The 16887-nt window shown below is 45.4% G+C and carries 13 protein-coding genes, 1 tRNA gene and 1 other RNA gene; 9 read left to right on the plus strand and 6 right to left on the minus strand.

Annotated elements, in window-relative coordinates:
- Window positions 1-76: transfer RNA gene (locus HRU23_12935), tRNA-Gly, on the minus strand.
- A 96-nt stretch (window positions 77-172) separates the two neighbouring features.
- A complete protein-coding gene (gene orn, locus HRU23_12940; GenBank protein ID NRA55044.1) occupies window positions 173-727 on the minus strand; it encodes an oligoribonuclease in 555 nt (184 codons plus the stop codon).
- A 116-nt stretch (window positions 728-843) separates the two neighbouring features.
- Between orn and rsgA the strand changes: the two genes are divergently transcribed.
- From rsgA to HRU23_12955, 3 genes are read left to right on the plus strand one after another with little or no spacing between them, the layout of a single operon-like run.
- Entirely contained in the window at window positions 844-1896 is a 1053-nt protein-coding gene (gene rsgA / locus HRU23_12945) for a small ribosomal subunit biogenesis GTPase RsgA (protein NRA55045.1), read from the plus strand.
- A gap of 35 nt (window positions 1897-1931) precedes the next feature.
- Complete coding sequence (gene psd / locus HRU23_12950; protein ID NRA55046.1) at window positions 1932-2813, plus strand: phosphatidylserine decarboxylase; 882 nt, start codon at window positions 1932-1934, stop codon at window positions 2811-2813.
- A gap of 13 nt (window positions 2814-2826) precedes the next feature.
- Window positions 2827-3720 carry an EamA family transporter gene (locus HRU23_12955; GenBank protein NRA55047.1) on the plus strand — a complete coding sequence of 298 codons (894 nt, stop codon included), beginning with the start codon at window positions 2827-2829 and terminating at the stop codon, window positions 3718-3720.
- A gap of 68 nt (window positions 3721-3788) precedes the next feature.
- On the opposite strand, the gene mrcB is transcribed toward HRU23_12955, so the two are convergent.
- The 4 genes from mrcB to ssrS all read right to left on the minus strand — a co-directional run bounded on the left by mrcB (window position 3789) and on the right by ssrS (window position 9708).
- Window positions 3789-6122 (minus strand): penicillin-binding protein 1B, encoded by a 2334-nt coding sequence (mrcB, locus tag HRU23_12960; GenBank protein ID NRA55048.1) that lies wholly within the window; start codon window positions 6120-6122, stop codon window positions 3789-3791.
- A 37-nt stretch (window positions 6123-6159) separates the two neighbouring features.
- Window positions 6160-8700: an ATP-dependent helicase HrpB gene (gene hrpB, locus HRU23_12965; GenBank protein ID NRA55049.1), complete on the minus strand. Its 2541-nt coding sequence runs from the start codon at window positions 8698-8700 to the stop codon at window positions 6160-6162.
- Between the two features lie 72 nt (window positions 8701-8772).
- Window positions 8773-9372, minus strand: coding sequence for a 5-formyltetrahydrofolate cyclo-ligase (locus HRU23_12970; protein ID NRA55050.1), 600 nt, complete (start codon window positions 9370-9372; stop codon window positions 8773-8775).
- Between the two features lie 154 nt (window positions 9373-9526).
- Window positions 9527-9708, minus strand: a non-coding RNA gene (ssrS, locus tag HRU23_12975) — 6S RNA.
- 400 nt (window positions 9709-10108) lie between these two features.
- Between ssrS and HRU23_12980 the strand changes: the two genes are divergently transcribed.
- From HRU23_12980 to gcvH, 6 genes are all read left to right on the plus strand, one after another.
- Window positions 10109-10699, plus strand: coding sequence for a UPF0149 family protein (locus HRU23_12980; GenBank protein ID NRA55051.1), 591 nt, complete (start codon window positions 10109-10111; stop codon window positions 10697-10699).
- The gene (pepP, locus tag HRU23_12985; GenBank protein ID NRA55052.1) at window positions 10699-12009 is read left to right on the plus strand and encodes a Xaa-Pro aminopeptidase; all 1311 of its coding nucleotides are present in this window, start codon (window positions 10699-10701) and stop codon (window positions 12007-12009) included. The genes HRU23_12980 and pepP overlap by 1 nt, the downstream gene beginning before the upstream one ends.
- Before the next feature lie 223 nt (window positions 12010-12232).
- Complete coding sequence (ubiH, locus tag HRU23_12990; GenBank protein NRA55053.1) at window positions 12233-13459, plus strand: 2-octaprenyl-6-methoxyphenyl hydroxylase; 1227 nt, start codon at window positions 12233-12235, stop codon at window positions 13457-13459.
- A 34-nt stretch (window positions 13460-13493) separates the two neighbouring features.
- Window positions 13494-14750 carry an FAD-dependent monooxygenase gene (locus HRU23_12995; protein NRA55054.1) on the plus strand — a complete coding sequence of 419 codons (1257 nt, stop codon included), beginning with the start codon at window positions 13494-13496 and terminating at the stop codon, window positions 14748-14750.
- Between the two features lie 407 nt (window positions 14751-15157).
- The gene (gcvT, locus tag HRU23_13000) at window positions 15158-16255 is read left to right on the plus strand and encodes a glycine cleavage system aminomethyltransferase GcvT (protein NRA55055.1); all 1098 of its coding nucleotides are present in this window, start codon (window positions 15158-15160) and stop codon (window positions 16253-16255) included.
- Between the two features lie 184 nt (window positions 16256-16439).
- Window positions 16440-16829, plus strand: a complete 390-nt coding sequence (gene gcvH / locus HRU23_13005) for a glycine cleavage system protein GcvH (GenBank protein NRA55056.1) — start codon at window positions 16440-16442, stop codon at window positions 16827-16829.
- The last annotated feature ends 58 nt before the right edge of the window (window positions 16830-16887 follow it).

The following is a 16887-nucleotide window of genomic DNA, read 5'->3' on the forward strand; positions in this document are numbered from 1 at the left end:
TGGAGCGACTTAGGAGGCTCGAACTCCTGACCTGAACCTTGGCAAGGTTCCGCTCTACCAGCTGAGCTAAAGTCGCACTGGATTTTTCAATTGCTTGTCTAAGCAAGCGAGGCGCATTATAAATAAATTGAGCCGCGCTGCAAGTTCTTTTTACAAAAAAAGTGTCAACTGGTTAAATTTTGAAGAAATTGGCCTGATAATGGCGTAATTCTGCAATAGATTCACGAATATCATCTAATGCTAAGTGGGCACCAGTTTTTACCACGCCGTCGAGCATTTTCGGATTCCAGCGACGAGCCAACTCTTTAATGGTACTGACATCAATATTTCGATAATGAAAATATTGCTCTAACTCTGGCATATGGCGTGCCATGAAACGGCGATCTTGACCAATACTGTTACCACACATTGGTGAAACGCCTTGATCAACCCAAGGAGCCAAAAATTCGAGGGTTTGTGCAATAGCATCGGCTTCACTAATCGTGCTGGCTTTAACCCGCGTCACAAGTCCCGAGGCGTTATGGTGGGTAGTATTCCATTCATCCATGCCATCAAGTGCAGCATCGCTTTGGTGAATCGCTAACACCGGACCTTCGGCCAAAGTATTTAACTGGCTGTCGGTAACTATGGTCGCAATTTCGATTATTTTGTCGTGATCTGGATTTAATCCGGTCATTTCCAGATCGACCCAAACTAAGTTGTGTTGTTTTTTATTGTGAGATGGCATTTGCGCTATTTATAACCTTATTAACTGTTCGTCACTATAGTAGAGGAAATTTCTCTTTTTCCATAGTATGATTAGGCCTATTTTGTGAATTACTAACGATAAATTAAGATACTACTTTGGCTAAACAAAAAAAGTTAACGAAAGGGCAAATACGTCGGGTTCGCAGTAACCAAGACAAACGTTTGTCTTCATCGAAGAAAAAATCTCGTAATGTCGAGTGGCAAGACAATCAATTAGGCGATCAAGAAGATGGACTAGTGATCAGTCGTTATGGTCAGCACGCTGACATTGAAGCTGACGACGGCAACGTTCATCGTTGTAACTTGCGCCGGGCCATTGGCTCGATCGTGACCGGCGATCGGGTGGTTTGGCGTAAAGGCAACGAAACCTTTTCTGGCATTAGTGGCGTGGTTGAAGCCGTGCACGAACGAACATCTGAACTAACTCGACCTGACTATTACGATGGCGTAAAAGTTATTGCATCGAACATTGATCAGATATTTATTGTGTCATCGGTGGTACCCGCTTTTTCAAGTCAGATTATTGACCGTTATTTAGTGGCGGCTGAAAATGTCGAAATTAAACCGATTATCGTGCTCAATAAAATCGATTTGCTCGATGACGAAGGTTTAGAGTTGCTTGACTCGATGCTGGAAGTCTATCGTCAGCTCGGTTATGAAGTGGTGATGTTATCAAGTCATACTGGCGAGTCGGTAGCGACTATTAACGGCATGCTCGACGGGAAGGTTAGCGTATTCGTTGGTCAATCAGGGGTTGGTAAGTCTTCTTTAATTAACGCACTAATGCCCGATGCTGAATTGGTCATTGGTGATGTTTCAGCAAACTCAGGTTTGGGTACTCATACGACTACCACCGCTAAACTGTTGCATTTTGCCCAAGGTGGCGACTTAATTGACAGCCCTGGCGTACGTGAGTTTGGTTTATGGCATATTGATCCCGAACGCATTGCTTGGTGTTTTATCGAGTTTAGACAGTATTTGGGTGGCTGTAAATTCCGCGATTGTAAACATGGCAACGATCCCGGCTGCTTGTTAGCTCAAGCGGTTGAAGATGAAATAATAGATCAAGAACGCTTCGACAACTTCCATCGGATTATTGATTCTTTAGAAAATAACAAAGCGAATCGGCATATAGCTGGCTCAGAGTAATCTTCTTTATATACTTTGCTTACAAGGATACTTAAGTGAATTTCAGTGACAAATTAAAAATCGTCGGTCAATATTGTTTGCCTAAACATGCGCTATCACGCTTAACCGGCGCATTTGCAGCGGCTGAATGTGGCAAGGTTACTACCGCCATTATTGGTTGGTTTATTAAACGTTACCAAGTCGACATGGCTGAAGCAGAGCGCGAGCAACCACAAGACTATGTGACTTTTAACGATTTTTTTACCCGAGCATTAAAGCCAGGTTTACGCCCAATTGCCCAAACTGACTTAGTGTTGCCGGTTGACGGCTGTGTTAGCCAATTAGGTCCAATGCAAACGGGACGGATTATTCAGGCCAAAGGGCACGATTATTCAGCCTTTACCTTGTTAGGTGGTGATAAGTCACGCGCTAAGCCATTTAATCATGGCCATTTTGCGACTATTTATTTAGCGCCTAAAGATTATCACCGTATTCATATGCCAATGGACGCGACATTGCGTGAAATGGTTTATGTACCTGGCGATCTATTTTCGGTCAATCCATTAACAGCCGCCAACGTGCCGGGTTTATTTGCCCGTAACGAACGTGTTGCCGCAATTTTTGATACCGAATTTGGCCCAATGGCGATGGTATTGGTCGGTGCAACTATTGTTGCCAGCATTGAAACGTCTTGGCATGGTACTGTAACACCACCGTCAAACCAGCTTGACAGTTGGGACTACCCAGCCGATGGTGAGCAAGCGATTACCTTTAAAAAAGGTGATGAAATGGGGCTGTTCAAATTGGGCAGTACCGTTGTGATGTTATTTGGCGATGACATGTTATCGCACTTTGAACCGCACTTAGTTGCTGGCACTGTCACTCGCCTTGGTCAGCCAATGGCAAGCTTAAATAATACGGCCGCCTCAGACCAATAATCAGAGACACTCGATGAATGACTATCAGCGTAGTTTAATTCAGCTGCACGGCGGGGTGCTGTTATTTGGCGGCACTTCGTTGTTTTCTCATTTGTTGCCTTGGTCGGCGCTCGACATTACCATGTTGCGTACCGCCATTGCTGCGCTGGCCTTAATGCTTATTATTAAGTATCAAGGCGATCGGCTTAGGCTGAACAGCGGCAAAGATTATCTGATGGCGCTACTATTAGGCCTGATCGTTGGCGCGCATTGGGTAACCTATTTTATGGCGATGCAGTTGTCTAATGTCGCCATTGGTATGTTAGCTTTTTTCTGTTATCCGGTAGTCACGGTCTTTCTCGAACCATTATTTAATAAAACCCGAGCCCATCAGCGTGACATTTTATGCGCGCTGGCGGTATTTGTTGGGGTTTATTTATTGATCCCCGAACTTGATGTGAGCAACGATACCACCCTTGGCATTGCGATTGGGGTGTTTTCTGGTTTCTTGTTTGCACTGCGTAACGTCTTGCACAAGCGTTACTTTAGTCATTACAAAGGCACCCAGGCAATGTTTTATCAAACCTTGGTGGTCGCTATTATGTTGTCGCCATTTCTTGAATTAGATCCGCTGAGCATGAGTGGTTTGGTGGTTGATGGCAAGTTGGGTGAATTTGGCCTGTTGTTATTGCTGTCAGTGGTGTTCACCGCGCTGCCACATTCATTTTTAGCCAACAGCCTTAAGAATCTATCAGCTAAAACCGCCGGGCTAATCTCTTGCTTGCAACCGCTTTATGGCGTGGTGTTAGCTGCACTTATTCTTGGCCAGTGGCCAAGCTCTATGGTGTATATTGGTGGCGCGTTAATTGTTATGTCAGCGGTGTTTGAAACCATTGCCGTAACTAAAGGCTCGAAGAAAACCCGATAAAAAATCCCCGATGTTCGTCTGAATATCGGGAATTTATCACTTCACTTACCTTATTCTATCTTCGATCATCAGTTAGAAAAGAAACTTAAAAAATCATCAAATACTGACTTTGCGGCTTTTACTGGCGCGGCATAGCATGATTCGGTGTTCTGCCAAGTCGACTCTAACGCAGGTAACTGCACCACATCGTTACAATATTTGTCAGATGGCCGTCCCGTGACACTTGAAAAGTAACCCGAAACGATATTGCCCGGCGGTGCGAGCGAAATAGACTGCGCGCCATGCCGTTTAATCATTTCACTATAAACCGTTAACGCGCCTGACGAACCGGTTAATCCCGTTGATTTATTGTCGTCGCGACCAAGCCAAACAATGGTGGCTTCGTTATGGTCGAATCCGGCGTACCAACTGTCACGTAAATCGTCGGTCGTGCCTGTTTTACCCGCCAGCCTTTTGTTTGGATGTTGCCAGCGTAATGATCTGGCGGTACCCGACTGAGTCACTTGGTGCATTGCAAACTTAGTGAGGAATGCGGCGCTAGGGCTGATAGCCTGAACGGGATCAGGGTTATAACCATAAAAGCTTTCGCCGCTTTCAGTGATAACCGCGATAACAGTATGCAGCTGTTTAGTTTCGCCACCATTGGCCAAGCTTTGGTAAAGTTGACTTATTTGCCACGGACTGGCTTCAATTGCCCCTAATAACATTGAGGGCAGTTGCTTTATTTCATCTTTCCAGCCAGCTCTATTTAGGGTAAAGGTTACATTATCTAGCCCCACTGCCATGCCTAAATTAACGGTTGGCACATTGTAAGAGTGACTTAATGCGTCCATTAATGAGACTTGCTGACGGTACTTTTTGTCATAATTGAGCGGGCGCCAAGTTTGGCCATGGCCATCGGTTAACGTTAGTGGCTTATCTTCAAGCATGGTCGCTAAGTTAAACTGACCGGCGTTTTCTAGCGCACTAGCATATACAAAGGGTTTAACTAATGAGCCGATTGGGCGAATCGCATTAAGAGCGCGGTTAAAGCCAGCATAGTTAGCGTTGGTGCCATCGACTAATGCTTTTACTTGGCCGGTTCGATAATCGGTCACAACGACAGCGCCTTGCAAATGCGATGTTTTGGCTGACTTTTCGAGTTGTTTAACCCGTTTGGTTAAACTTTGCTGGGCAAAGCGTTGGGTACTGGTGTCTAACGTCGTATAAATAGACAGGCCAGAGGCTTGGGATAAATCCTGACTAAAACGTTGGGATAATTCTTGTTTTACTAAAGACATAAAGCCATGGTATTTGCCATTGCTGCCAATGCCATTTTTTAAGCCCAGTGACGATTTTGCCGCCGTTTGATATTCGCCAACGCTAATGAAGTTTTGCTTGAGCATTTGGCGTAGCAGAAAATCTCGGCGTTTTAAGGCACGCTTTGGCTGACGTTTAGGGCTGTAATAACTCGGGCCTTTGATCATCGCGACTAACAGCGCGGTTTGCGCTGGGGTTAATTCATTGATCGGGCGGGCAAAATAAAACTCACTGGCTAAACCAAAACCGTTAATACTTAAGGCACCGTTTTGGCCTAAAAATACTTCGTTGAGGTAAATTTCTAGTAACTGATCTTTCGAGTACTTCAGCTCAATTAATACCGAATAATAGGCTTCCTTAACCTTACGCCATAAACTGCGCTCACTGGTTAAAAAGACATTTTTAACCAGCTGCTGAGTTAAGGTTGAGCCACCTTGCACTGTGCGGCCTGCTTTTATGTTCGCGACAAGCGCACGTAAAATAGAGACTGGTGCAATGCCATTGTGGCTATAAAACTGGCGATCTTCGGTATGAATTAAGGTTTCAATTAACAATTCTGGAAATTGTTCACGCGGCACAAATATGCGATCTTCGGTGCTGCCATTGTTTAAGCGTTTTAACAGTTTTGGCTCAATGTTAAACTGAGCAATCGCTTGTTTTTCACCATGATTAACAATTGAATGTAAGCTATCCCCCTTAAAAGTTAACATTGTCCGTTGCGATGGGGTGTCGCCATCAACATAACTAAAGGTGCGCCGATAAAGATCAATCTTAGTGGTTGAAATTGCGTATTCACCCGGCGAGTTTGGGTTGCCAACTCGCCGGTAATTGAGCTGTTTTAGCTCGTTAAGCACTTGATCGCGACTAATTGACTGGCGCGGACGCAAGGTCATTGATTGTGCGTAGACCTTAGCGGGAATATTCCAGTGATCATAGGCAAACTTTTGGTCAATTTTGCCATCAAGATATACGCCATAGCTGGCCACAGCCACCACCATAATAAAACTTAATTTGGCGACGAACTTTAGCGCTTTTTTACGCCATAGTGCTTTTTTGTTAGCTTTTGCTTTAGCTGTAGTGCTGGTCTTTTTTTTGCTGGTCATTAAGTGGCTACTTTTAGGGCGACTGCGGGTCGCTAATTTATCGTTTAGTGGGCGAGTTCATGTGCTTTTTAACTCGGGTCGTTGGCATTGCAATGGCCGGATCTTCAGGCCAATAATGCTTCGGGTAACGCCCTTTCATATCTTTTTTGACTAACTGGTAACTGCCATGCCAAAAGTTGGCTAAGTCCTGCGTCAGCTGAATCGGTCGCATCGCCGGAGACAGCAGTTCAATTAATAGTATTATTTTACCCTGGCTAATTGCCGGATTGTTCATTATGCCGAACATTTCCTGAATTCTAACTGAAAGCTTAACCTGTTGGCTATCACTGTAATCAAGCCGAATGCTAGAACCGCTCGCTACTTGGTAATGAGTTGGAAATAATTGATTCAATTGTTGCTGCTTGGCCCAATCTAACCGTGAAAGCAGGGCGTCGCTAACATTAATCTGTTTGAGCGCGGTCAGCTTCTTGGCACCATTAAAATAGGGTAACAACCATTGTGATAACTGTTCCAGCAAGCAGCTTTCGCTAAAGTCTGGCCACTGGGCGGGATCGCTTTGGTGGGCAAAGTTGAGTCGCTGCAGTAACTGGTTATCGTTTTTGGTTAAATCAAGATACTTTAACCCGTTGGATCTAATACCGGCCATCAGTGCTAATTCCAGCTGTTGACGGTCTATTTGGGTGAGTGGTCGCTCGCTTACGGTAAGTTTACCTATTTTTCGCTGTGCTAGCGCTCGAACCTTGTTGGTTTTGTCGTCCCATTGCAATAAGTCGTGATCGTTAAAGTGTTCAGGGCTGTATTGCTCGAGCTGGCTGAGATCAAGTTCAGCGCCAAGAAATATCCGGCCTTCGTTGGCACTTTGAAAGCTGCCTTGCTCAAAACTCATTAAGTCGGCAACCACGATGTAATCGTGACTAAAGTGACTGTGGGTCGGTACACTGGCGCCAAAGCCATTGGCCAATAAATATTTTTCATCACCACTATTATTGCTATTGCTATTGCTATTGCTATTATCAGGGCGGCGTTTAGCGATGCGATCGGGAAAAGCTTGAGCCAGCAACAAACCGCACAGCTGACTGTCAGCGCTAAACTGGCGCTTATCAAGCTTGAGGCGTTGGCGATATTTGTTAGCTTGGCTAATAATTTGTTTGTCGGTATAAGACAGTGCTTTTGCATTTAATAAATGATTAAGATGAGTGCTAATGTCTATTTGGTTGGCTACAACACCGCCTTGCTCTAACACCGCGGCTAAATAGCAGGCTAGGGCCGCCAATTGTGGTTGTTGTTGCTTGGTTGCCCATAACATCATGTGGGCCATGCGCGGATCGGTACCAAATTGATAAATAGCCTGACCGTGCGCCGTTAATTGAACATGGCTGTCGAGTGCGCCGAACTCGCTGAGGAGCTGGCGAGCTTGGGTTAAATTATGTGTTGGTGGCGGGTTAAGCCAGCGTAACTGGGTTGGGTCTTGCACGCCCCATTTGGCTAGTTCAAGAGCCAGTGACAATAAGTCGCTGACCAATATTTGTGGTTGGTCGAACTTTGCGAGGCGGCTTTGCTGCTCTGCCGACCATAAGCGCCAACAATGGCCAGCCTGAACGCGACCAGCACGGCCTGCGCGTTGCTCGGCCGAGGCCTGAGATATCTGTTCTTTTTTAAGGTGGGTTACGCCGTTATGACGATTAAAGACCGCCTTGTTCACTAGGCCGCTATCAATCACCAGTGAAATACCTTCAATGGTTATTGAGGTTTCGGCGATATTAGTCGCTAGCACCACTTTTCGGCGCCCGGGCACTGTGCTCGATATTGCTTGGTCTTGTTGCTGCTGACTGAGCTGACCGTACAGCGGCAACACATCGATATTAGCGGGCTGTTGGCCCAAAGCGCTCGCAACTTTTTTTATTTCACTGGCGCCGGGTAAAAACACCAAAATATTCCCGTCATATTCACTCAGCGCTATGTTAACTAGCTTGGCGACTTGCGGTGGCAAAGGCAGTTTGGTATTGCGGGGTTTGTAGTGCAGATCAACCGGGTAGCAGCGACCTTGCGACTCAATCGCCACAGCATCGGGCATCAGTTGCTGCATTTGCTCGCCATTTAGGGTCGCTGACATGACGAGTAAATGTAAATCGTCGCGCAGGACATCGCCAATCTCTAAACACAAGGCCAAACTAGTATCAGCATGAATGCTGCGCTCGTGGTATTCGTCAAAAATAATTAAACCGACATCGGCCAGTTCCGGATCTTGTTGCAGCATCCGGGTCAAAATACCTTCGGTAATAATCTCTAATCGAGTAGTGTTCGACGTTTGATGATCGCCTTTTATGCGATAACCGACCGTTTCACCCACTTTTTCGCCCAGTTGCTTGGCGATATAGCGGGCAATATTACGCGCGGCCAATCGGCGTGGTTCAAGCATTAGAATTTTTTTATCAGCAAACGATGGGTGCTGTAATAGCTGCAGCGGTAAATAGGTTGATTTACCGGCGCCGGGCGGGGCTTGCAGTAATACTTGATTATGACTGGCCAGTGCGGCATTTAATTGGTCTAGGACCAAGCTAACGGGAAGTTGATTCAAAAAAATTCCTAATAAACGATATGTATTGCTAGCGCAGTGCGTGTGGCTTAAGCATTATTGTTGCAGTTAGTGTTAACGATTGTAGATCTGGCTTGGCGTAATAATTTGCGGCAGTGGAATATCCCAAGCCGCGATTGGCAAACTATCTACCTGTTGGCACTCATGCGCTAACCCAATTGGGTAAGGCCCTTGGCCTTGCGAAAAAGCGCCTAAGGTACGGTCATAATAACCGCCGCCCATGCCCATGCGATTGCCTTGCCTGTCAAAAGCGACTAATGGGGTAAAAATAATGTCTAACTGCGCGGTTGGGCAAAGTTTTGTTACATCAAGTTTGGGTTCTTTAATGCCGTATTTATTACTGACCATCGGCGAATTAGCCTGATAGCGAATAAAAATTAAATTGCCGGCACTAAAAGGGTGCAACCGTGGCAAATAGACTTCTTTGCCTTGACGCCATAAAGCCTCAATTAAGGGCATTGGATCGAGTTCACCGTCATTGGCGAGATAAATAGCAACCTTGGTCGCCTGCTGTAACTTAGGGTGACCGATCAGCTGTTTAACTAATTGCTGCGAGGCTTGTTGTTGCTCGGTTTGGCTAAGTTGCTGACGCGATAAACGCACTTGTTGGCGTATTTGTTGGCGTAACGGTGCTGGGGTTGCTGCTCGATTCATTGGATTAAGCTTGCTAAAGAGATTTATGGCTAGTGTAGAGGATTTTTGAACCAAGGTGAATGGCCAAGTTGTCATCTCAAAAAGCATTATATTTACATTAAGGTAATCAAGCGTGCAGGAGTTTATACAAAGGTTTCAATCTTGAAGGATATAGTTAATTCCCAGAGTGCCGCTGTTAGACATTTGGTCCTCGAACCGTAGGGTTCAAGGCGGGAGTCAATCATCACCGTAGGCTTCCCGGTACATGCCGGGCTTGCGCAAAAGCAAAGGGATTGACACCCTGGGTGTGTATATTGGCTCGGGAACTCAGCCCACTGACGCACACCCCAGGAATTGAATTTAGTATATTCCAGATCGGCGGTCTTGTTAATGGCTAAATGCTGATATATTAGTCTAACAAGTAACAAAAAACGCTAACTGTCTATTTTATCGGCACATTTATTTAGTGGCTTTAAATTATTAGCCCCTAAATCATGGGAATTACAGTGAAGTAGTTAAGTATGCAATAGCATGAGCTGATGTTTTATCAGTGATAGTTGTTTTTAGGCGTAGATACCAGATTGTGGAAACATTTTGAGTGTCGTTTACGGCGACCTTTGGTGAAATACATCGATGTATTTGATCTTATAACTATGGTTTCAATGATGACGGCTATAGATTAATAAAATTGGGTTCAATGCACGGTAACCAGCTGATAGAATAGCCAGATAAGATAATACAGTTTTAGGATAACAAAATGACTCAAGTAACTTGGCAACAACTAACCAGCAGTGTAAAGATGGCAGAGCTTGGCGCAACAGCCAGTGAGTGCCATGGTATTGTCTGTGGCCTTATTTGTGGTGGCATTAGTTTAGAAGACAGCAGCTGGTACGGTGCCTTTAATGATTTAATGAACGACGGCCTTGCATTGCCAATCGATTTGAAAAAAGTGATGCAGCAAGCATTTGATAACGCGCGTGGCGAATTTTTAGCTGAAGAATATCAAGTGCGGTTATTGCTGGCAGACGATGAGCAATATCTTAACGAACGTGCTAAATCATTAGCCCAGTGGACCGAAAGCTTTTTGACCGGACTGGCGATTGGCAATGAGTCGGGCAAAGAAATGTCAAAAGATGTCAAAGAAGCACTGGCTGACTTGAACCAGATTGCCAAAATTGATTCAGAAATTGAAGACGGCGAAGAAGCTGAGCAATTTTTAGAAGAAATTATTGAATACGTTCGCGTGAGCGCGATTTTATGTTTTAGTGAGCTGGGCCAAAAACCTCAACGACCTGAAACAGCCGATGCCGATGTTAAGGCTTCCAAAACCGAGAAGAAACTACATTAATGATCAATCAACTTTTCTTTAGCGGGCGTCGTAAGGCGCTGTTCGAACAAATGACAGACAACAGTGCCGCAATTATTTTTGCGGCTACTGAAAAAGTCCGTAGTAATGATACCGAATATCATTTTCGACAAAACAGTTACTTTTATTACCTCAGTAGTTTCACCGAGGCCGATGCGGTGCTGTTATTGGTTAAAAAAGATGGTTTGACCAATACTGTGTTATTTAATCGCGATAAAGATAAGTTACAAGAAATTTGGCATGGCCGCCGATTAGGCCAAGCACAAGCCGTTAAACAACTTGAGGTTGAACAGGCGCTGTCAATTAGTCAGCTTAGTGAGCAACTGCCCGAGTTGGTTAATGGCTGTGACACTTTTTATAGCTGTCACGGCGAGTCGTCTGATAATGACGCGACCATAGCGACCTTAATGGCCAGTTTACGCGCTGGCGCTCGCCAAAACTGGCGCGCACCGACCACGCACATTGATTTACGTATAGTGCTTGATGAATTACGGTTGTTTAAACAAAACGAAGAAGTTGAGCTTATGCGCCGTGCTGGGGTTATTTCAGCCAATGCGCATACCCGCGCAATGACTTTTATTAAACCTGGCATGTTTGAATACCAGATCGAAGCAGAGATATTGCACGAATTTACCATTAATGCCGCGCGTTTTGCCGCTTACAATACTATTGTCGGGGGCGGGGATAATGCCTGTATTTTGCATTACACCGAAAATGAGTCGGTATTGAAAGACGGCGATTTAGTGCTAATTGATGCAGGCTGTGAATATCAAGGCTACGCGGCCGATATTACCCGAACCTTTCCGGTTAATGGCAAGTTCTCTGTCGAGCAAGCGGCAATTTATCAATTAGTGCTTAAGGCGCAATTGGCCGCGATTGACATAATCAAACCTAGCGCCACGCTTAAAGCCGCACAAGATCAGGTGATTGCTATTTTCACCCAAGGTTTGCTCGACTTAGGCATTCTTAACGGTGATTTTGATCAGCTGGTGGCCGACCAAGCGTACAAGCAATTTTACATGCACGGGATAGGCCATTGGATTGGCATTGACGTGCACGATGTTGGCGATTATAAAACCGCAGATCGAGGTCGCATTTTAGAACCCGGCATGACGCTAACGATTGAACCCGGTTTGTACATTGATCTTGATGCCGACGTTGACCCTAAATGGCGCGGCATTGGCGTGCGCATTGAAGATGATTTATTAGTAACGGTCGGTGGCAACGAGGTGTTGAGCAAAGATGTGGTTAAAACCATTAGCGATATCGAAGCCTTAATGGCCCCTAGCTAGTGTTCATCCAGAAACTGCGAAGCAGGACACTGGCTATGTGGTACAGGGATGTGCCAACATTTTCAACTTGTTGAAAATGAAAGCGAAGTAAAACCACGTTTTACAGTAGTGTCTTCAGAAACAGACAAGGATGTCTATTTCTGGACGATAACTAGCTAGGCCGACGTCACCTTAGCAGTGACGTTATGTTAGATTTTGAGAACAAAGAGACAGGTTTAAACAAGTGGCAGACAACAAACAACATTTTGATTTAATCATCAACGGTGGTGGCATGGCAGGCGCAACGCTGGCATGGGGCTTAAGTTATCTGTTAGGTGATAATCACTCGCTTAAGATCGCAATTATTGAAGCTTCGATCAGTGATGACAGCCACGCAGGGTTCGATGCCCGGGTTATTGCGCTGTCTTATGGCTCGCGCCAAATACTAGAGCAGTTGGGCTTGTGGGCCGATTACAAAAAAATAGTCACTGCGATTGCTGACATTGAAGTGAGCGATCGTCACCACTTTGGTCGCACCAGTCTTACGCCTGCCGATTATCAATTACCCGCCTTAGGTTATGTGGTTGAATTGGCGCAAAGCGGGCAGTTATTACATCAAAAAATAGCTGAAAAGAATAACATCACTTGGTTTCGTCCCAATAGCATTGTCGCGATTGAGCAACAGCAATCGCAAGTTAATGTTGTTTTGCAAGGCGGTGAACAGCTGTCAGCTTCGTTACTGGTGGCCGCTGATGGTGGCAGTTCAATGGTGCGGCGTTTGCTTAATATTAGCAGCGAGCAAAGCCAGTTTAATCAGTCGGCCGTTATTGCCAATGTTACGGTTTCTGTGCCACATCTTGGTAAAGCTTACGAGCGATTTACCGATGAAGGCCCACTGGCTTTATTGCCGATGAGTCAAGGCAGAATGTCGTTAGTTTGGTCGATGGCGACCGACAAAGCGGCGGCGGTAATGGCGCTGCCTCAAGCCGATTTTTTGAGTGCGTTGCAACAGGCTTTTGGTTATCGGCTTGGTACGTTTGAACAAACGGGGCAGCGAGCAAGTTATCCGCTGGTGGTGACGTTATCGAGTCAACTGGTGCATCATCGGGTTGCCATTGTTGGTAACGCGGCGCAGGCATTACACCCAATTGCTGGCCAAGGTTTTAATTTAGGTTTGCGCGATGTTGCGCAACTTGTTGGTGATATTACGGCGGCGGTGACCTCAGGAAAAGACATTGGTCAGTTTCAGGTGTTAGACACTTATCGCCAAGCACGCGAGTTAGATCGCAACCACACGGTGTTGGCCACCAGTGGCTTGGTGTCAATCTTCTCAAATAACCACTGGCCGTTAGTGTTTGGGCGCAATGTTGCGTTACAGCTCACGAGTTGTTTTGGCACATTAAAACGGCCAGTGGCACACCAAATGTTAGGCTGGCGCGGGCAAGCTGCTGCTTTGCCACCTGCTCGTTAATTGTCTATAGCTTTACCATGGAAATAAATAACAAATGAATATTCAATCTTTTGATGTGGCGATTGTTGGCGGTGGCATGGTGGGGCTAGCGCTGGCCTGTGCCTTAGCCGACAGTGACCTGAAAATTGCGGTGGTCGAAACCAAAACACCGTCACTAGATTTACCCCAAGCTCATGACATGCGAGTAAGCGCGTTAAGTCAGTCGAGTCAAAATTTACTGACTCGGCTTAATGTCTGGTCAAGCATTACGGCGAGTCGTCATCAGCCTTATCGGGCGATGGAAGTTTGGGACACCGATAGTTTCGGTAAAATTGCATTTGACGCGCAGCAACTGCGTTGTCAATCGCTTGGTACTATCGTTGAAAACTCGGTGATTCAGTCGGCGTTATGGCAACAAGCCGAGCTGCTAGAAAATATTCGGTTATATCATCCGTATCAGTGTCAAAGTGTGGCGTTTGGTGACAAAGAAGCTTGGTTAACTTTAACTGACGAGCAGGGCGGCACTGAGTCGTTAACCGCAAAATTAGTGGTTGGCGCCGATGGTGCAAATTCTTGGTTGCGCACTAAAGCCGATATTCCATTAACCAGCTGGGATTATGATCATCACGCCTTGGTTGCAACGATTGAAACCGATTTAGCGCATCAACAAACCGCGCGGCAGGTGTTTTTACCCGAAGGCCCGTTAGCCTTTTTACCTTTGGCTAATGCACAGGGCAACAGCCCTGAGCAAAACCTCTGTTCAATTGTTTGGTCACTGTCGCCCGAATCGGCGCAAGAGCTGGCACAATGCGACGAACTTGAATTTAATCGCCGCCTAACAACCGCTTTTGATAATCGCCTTGGTTACTGCCAGCTAAAATCAGCTCGCGCAATATTTCCACTAAAAATGCGCTACGCTCGATCGTTTGCTAAACAACGCATTGCTTTAGTGGGGGATGCGGCGCACACCATTCATCCGTTAGCGGGGCTTGGGGTTAACCTTGGTTTGCTCGACGCCGCGGCACTGGCGCAAGAGGTGCTTGCCAATCACAACGCAGGTAAAGACATTGGCGAACTGGCTAATTTACGCCGTTACGAGCGCTGGCGCAAAGCCGATGCCACCCAAATGATTGCAACCATGGAAGGGCTAAAGCGTTTATTTAGCGGCAGCAACCCGGTTAAAAAGCTGGTACGAGACTTAGCATTAGTCGCTGTTGACCATATTGATCCGATTAAAGACATTTTTATTCGCCACGCCATGGGGCTAACCGATAATTTGCCTGAGCTGGCCAAACCGATCATTAAACAATAAGCCACTGGACCAAAAGGGTAATTACATCAACGTAAGCGCCCTTTTGTCACATTAGCTGTCGCACACAGTTAAGCGTGTGTAACAAGCTACTCCTCTGGTTAAGCCAACAACAATGGCTTTTAAATAACTTTATTTATAAAAAATAATTGGTTAATAGATTGTAAACTGCTCGGCGAGACCTCACACCCCGCACTGCTTATGGCTTTAATTGATTTCATCTGTATAACACCCTCTCTAGGTGTCGATTTTCGCATTAGTTTTTCTAACTCAAAGGGGGTTTGGTCATTAGAATATGTCTTTGGCGTTTAAGTTACAAAATAGTTATAATTGGCCATCTGAAAAAATCGGCAGCGTCAATAAGGGTTTCCTAACGACGTGATCTAGATAACAAACATTAAGGATCCATCATGGCTCAACAAACTGTTTTATTTGATAAGCACATTGAAGCTGGCGCAAAAATGGTCGACTTTCACGGTTGGGAAATGCCAATCAACTATGGCTCTCAAATAGAAGAGCATCATGCAGTGCGTAAAGATGCTGGCATGTTTGACGTGTCTCACATGACAGTTGTTGATATTAAAGGCGTGCAAGCGAAAGATTTCTTACGCAAGTTACTTGCTAATGATGTAGCCAAACTAACGGTTGAAGGCAAGGCAATGTACGGCGGCATGTTAAATGAGCATGGTGGCGTTATTGATGACCTTATTACTTATTTCATTACGGATAACTACTACCGTTTAGTGGTTAACTCAGCGACTCGCGAAAAAGACATGGCGTGGATCAATAACCAAGCTGCTAACTTTGAAGTTGCCGTTACTGAATTACCCCAATTATCAATGATTGCAGTGCAAGGCCCTAACGCTAAAGAAAAAGCAGCGAAAATATTCGACGCTGAGCTAAACGCTAAGCTTGAAGGCATTGGTCCATTCTTTGGTATTGCTAGCGGCGACTTGTTTGTCGCAACCACGGGTTATACCGGTGAAGAAGGCTACGAAATTATTATGCCGCAAGAGCAAGCCGTAGCAATGTGGCAGCAACTGCTTGACGTTGACGTTCGTCCTTGTGGCTTAGGCGCACGTGATACCTTGCGTTTAGAAGCTGGCATGAACTTATATGGCCTAGACATGGATGAAAGCATTTCTCCACTAGCGGCTAACATGGCGTGGACAGTAGCGTGGAAACCTGAAGATCGTAACTTTATTGGGCGTGACGCGTTATTAGCTCAAAAAGAAACTGGCGAACTGCATAAGCAGGTTGGTTTGGTTATGGAAGCTAAAGGTGTGCTGCGTAGCGGTCAACGTGTGGTGTTTAAAGATGGCGCAGGCGTTGAACAAGAAGGTGTTATCACTTCTGGTACGTTCTCACCAACCCTTGGTTACAGTGTAGCAATGGCTAGAGTACCGCGTTCAATTGGCGAAACGGCCCAGGTTGAAATGCGCAAGAAATTTGTTGAAGTACAAGTGGTCAAATCAGGCTTTGTACGCAACGGAAAAAAAGTATTTTAAATTGAAAATAAGTTATTATCAGCTATCGTTTTATATTGAAGGTGGTTGCTCACAACTGAGTTTTATTGTGAAGTGATTATTTTCGGGGAAGCGTAACTGTCTAATAAGGTATAGATTTACATTAATTGAGGTTGGCGTAAGCTAAAGCTACGCGAGCTAATAAAAAATATAAAGGATAAAACCCATGAGCAATATCCCAGCTGAACTTAAATTTGCTAACTCTCACGAATGGCTACGTGACGAAGGTAACGGTATTTACGCAGTAGGTATCTCTGACCATGCTCAAGGCTTACTTGGCGACATGGTCTTTGTTGATTTACCAGATGTTGGTGACACCCTAGATGCCGGTGAAGATGTTGCAGTTGCTGAGTCGGTAAAAGCGGCTTCAGATATTTATTGCCCAATTTCTGGCGAAATCGTTGCGATTAACGAAGAACTAGAAGACGCGCCTGAGTTAGTTAACTCTGACGCATTCAGCGACGGTTGGATGTTCAAGATTAAAGCGAGCGATGTTTCAGAAATTGAAAATCTGCTCGACGCAGAAGCTTATCAAGCGACAATCGAAGAAGATTAATATCGCTCACTAATTAAAGCCCCTTCAGCCTCTGCTAAGGGGCTTTATTTTTATATTT

It is taken from the genome of Gammaproteobacteria bacterium (genome assembly GCA_013214945.1).
In the GTDB taxonomy this organism is placed as follows: domain Bacteria; phylum Pseudomonadota; class Gammaproteobacteria; order Enterobacterales; family Psychrobiaceae; genus Psychrobium.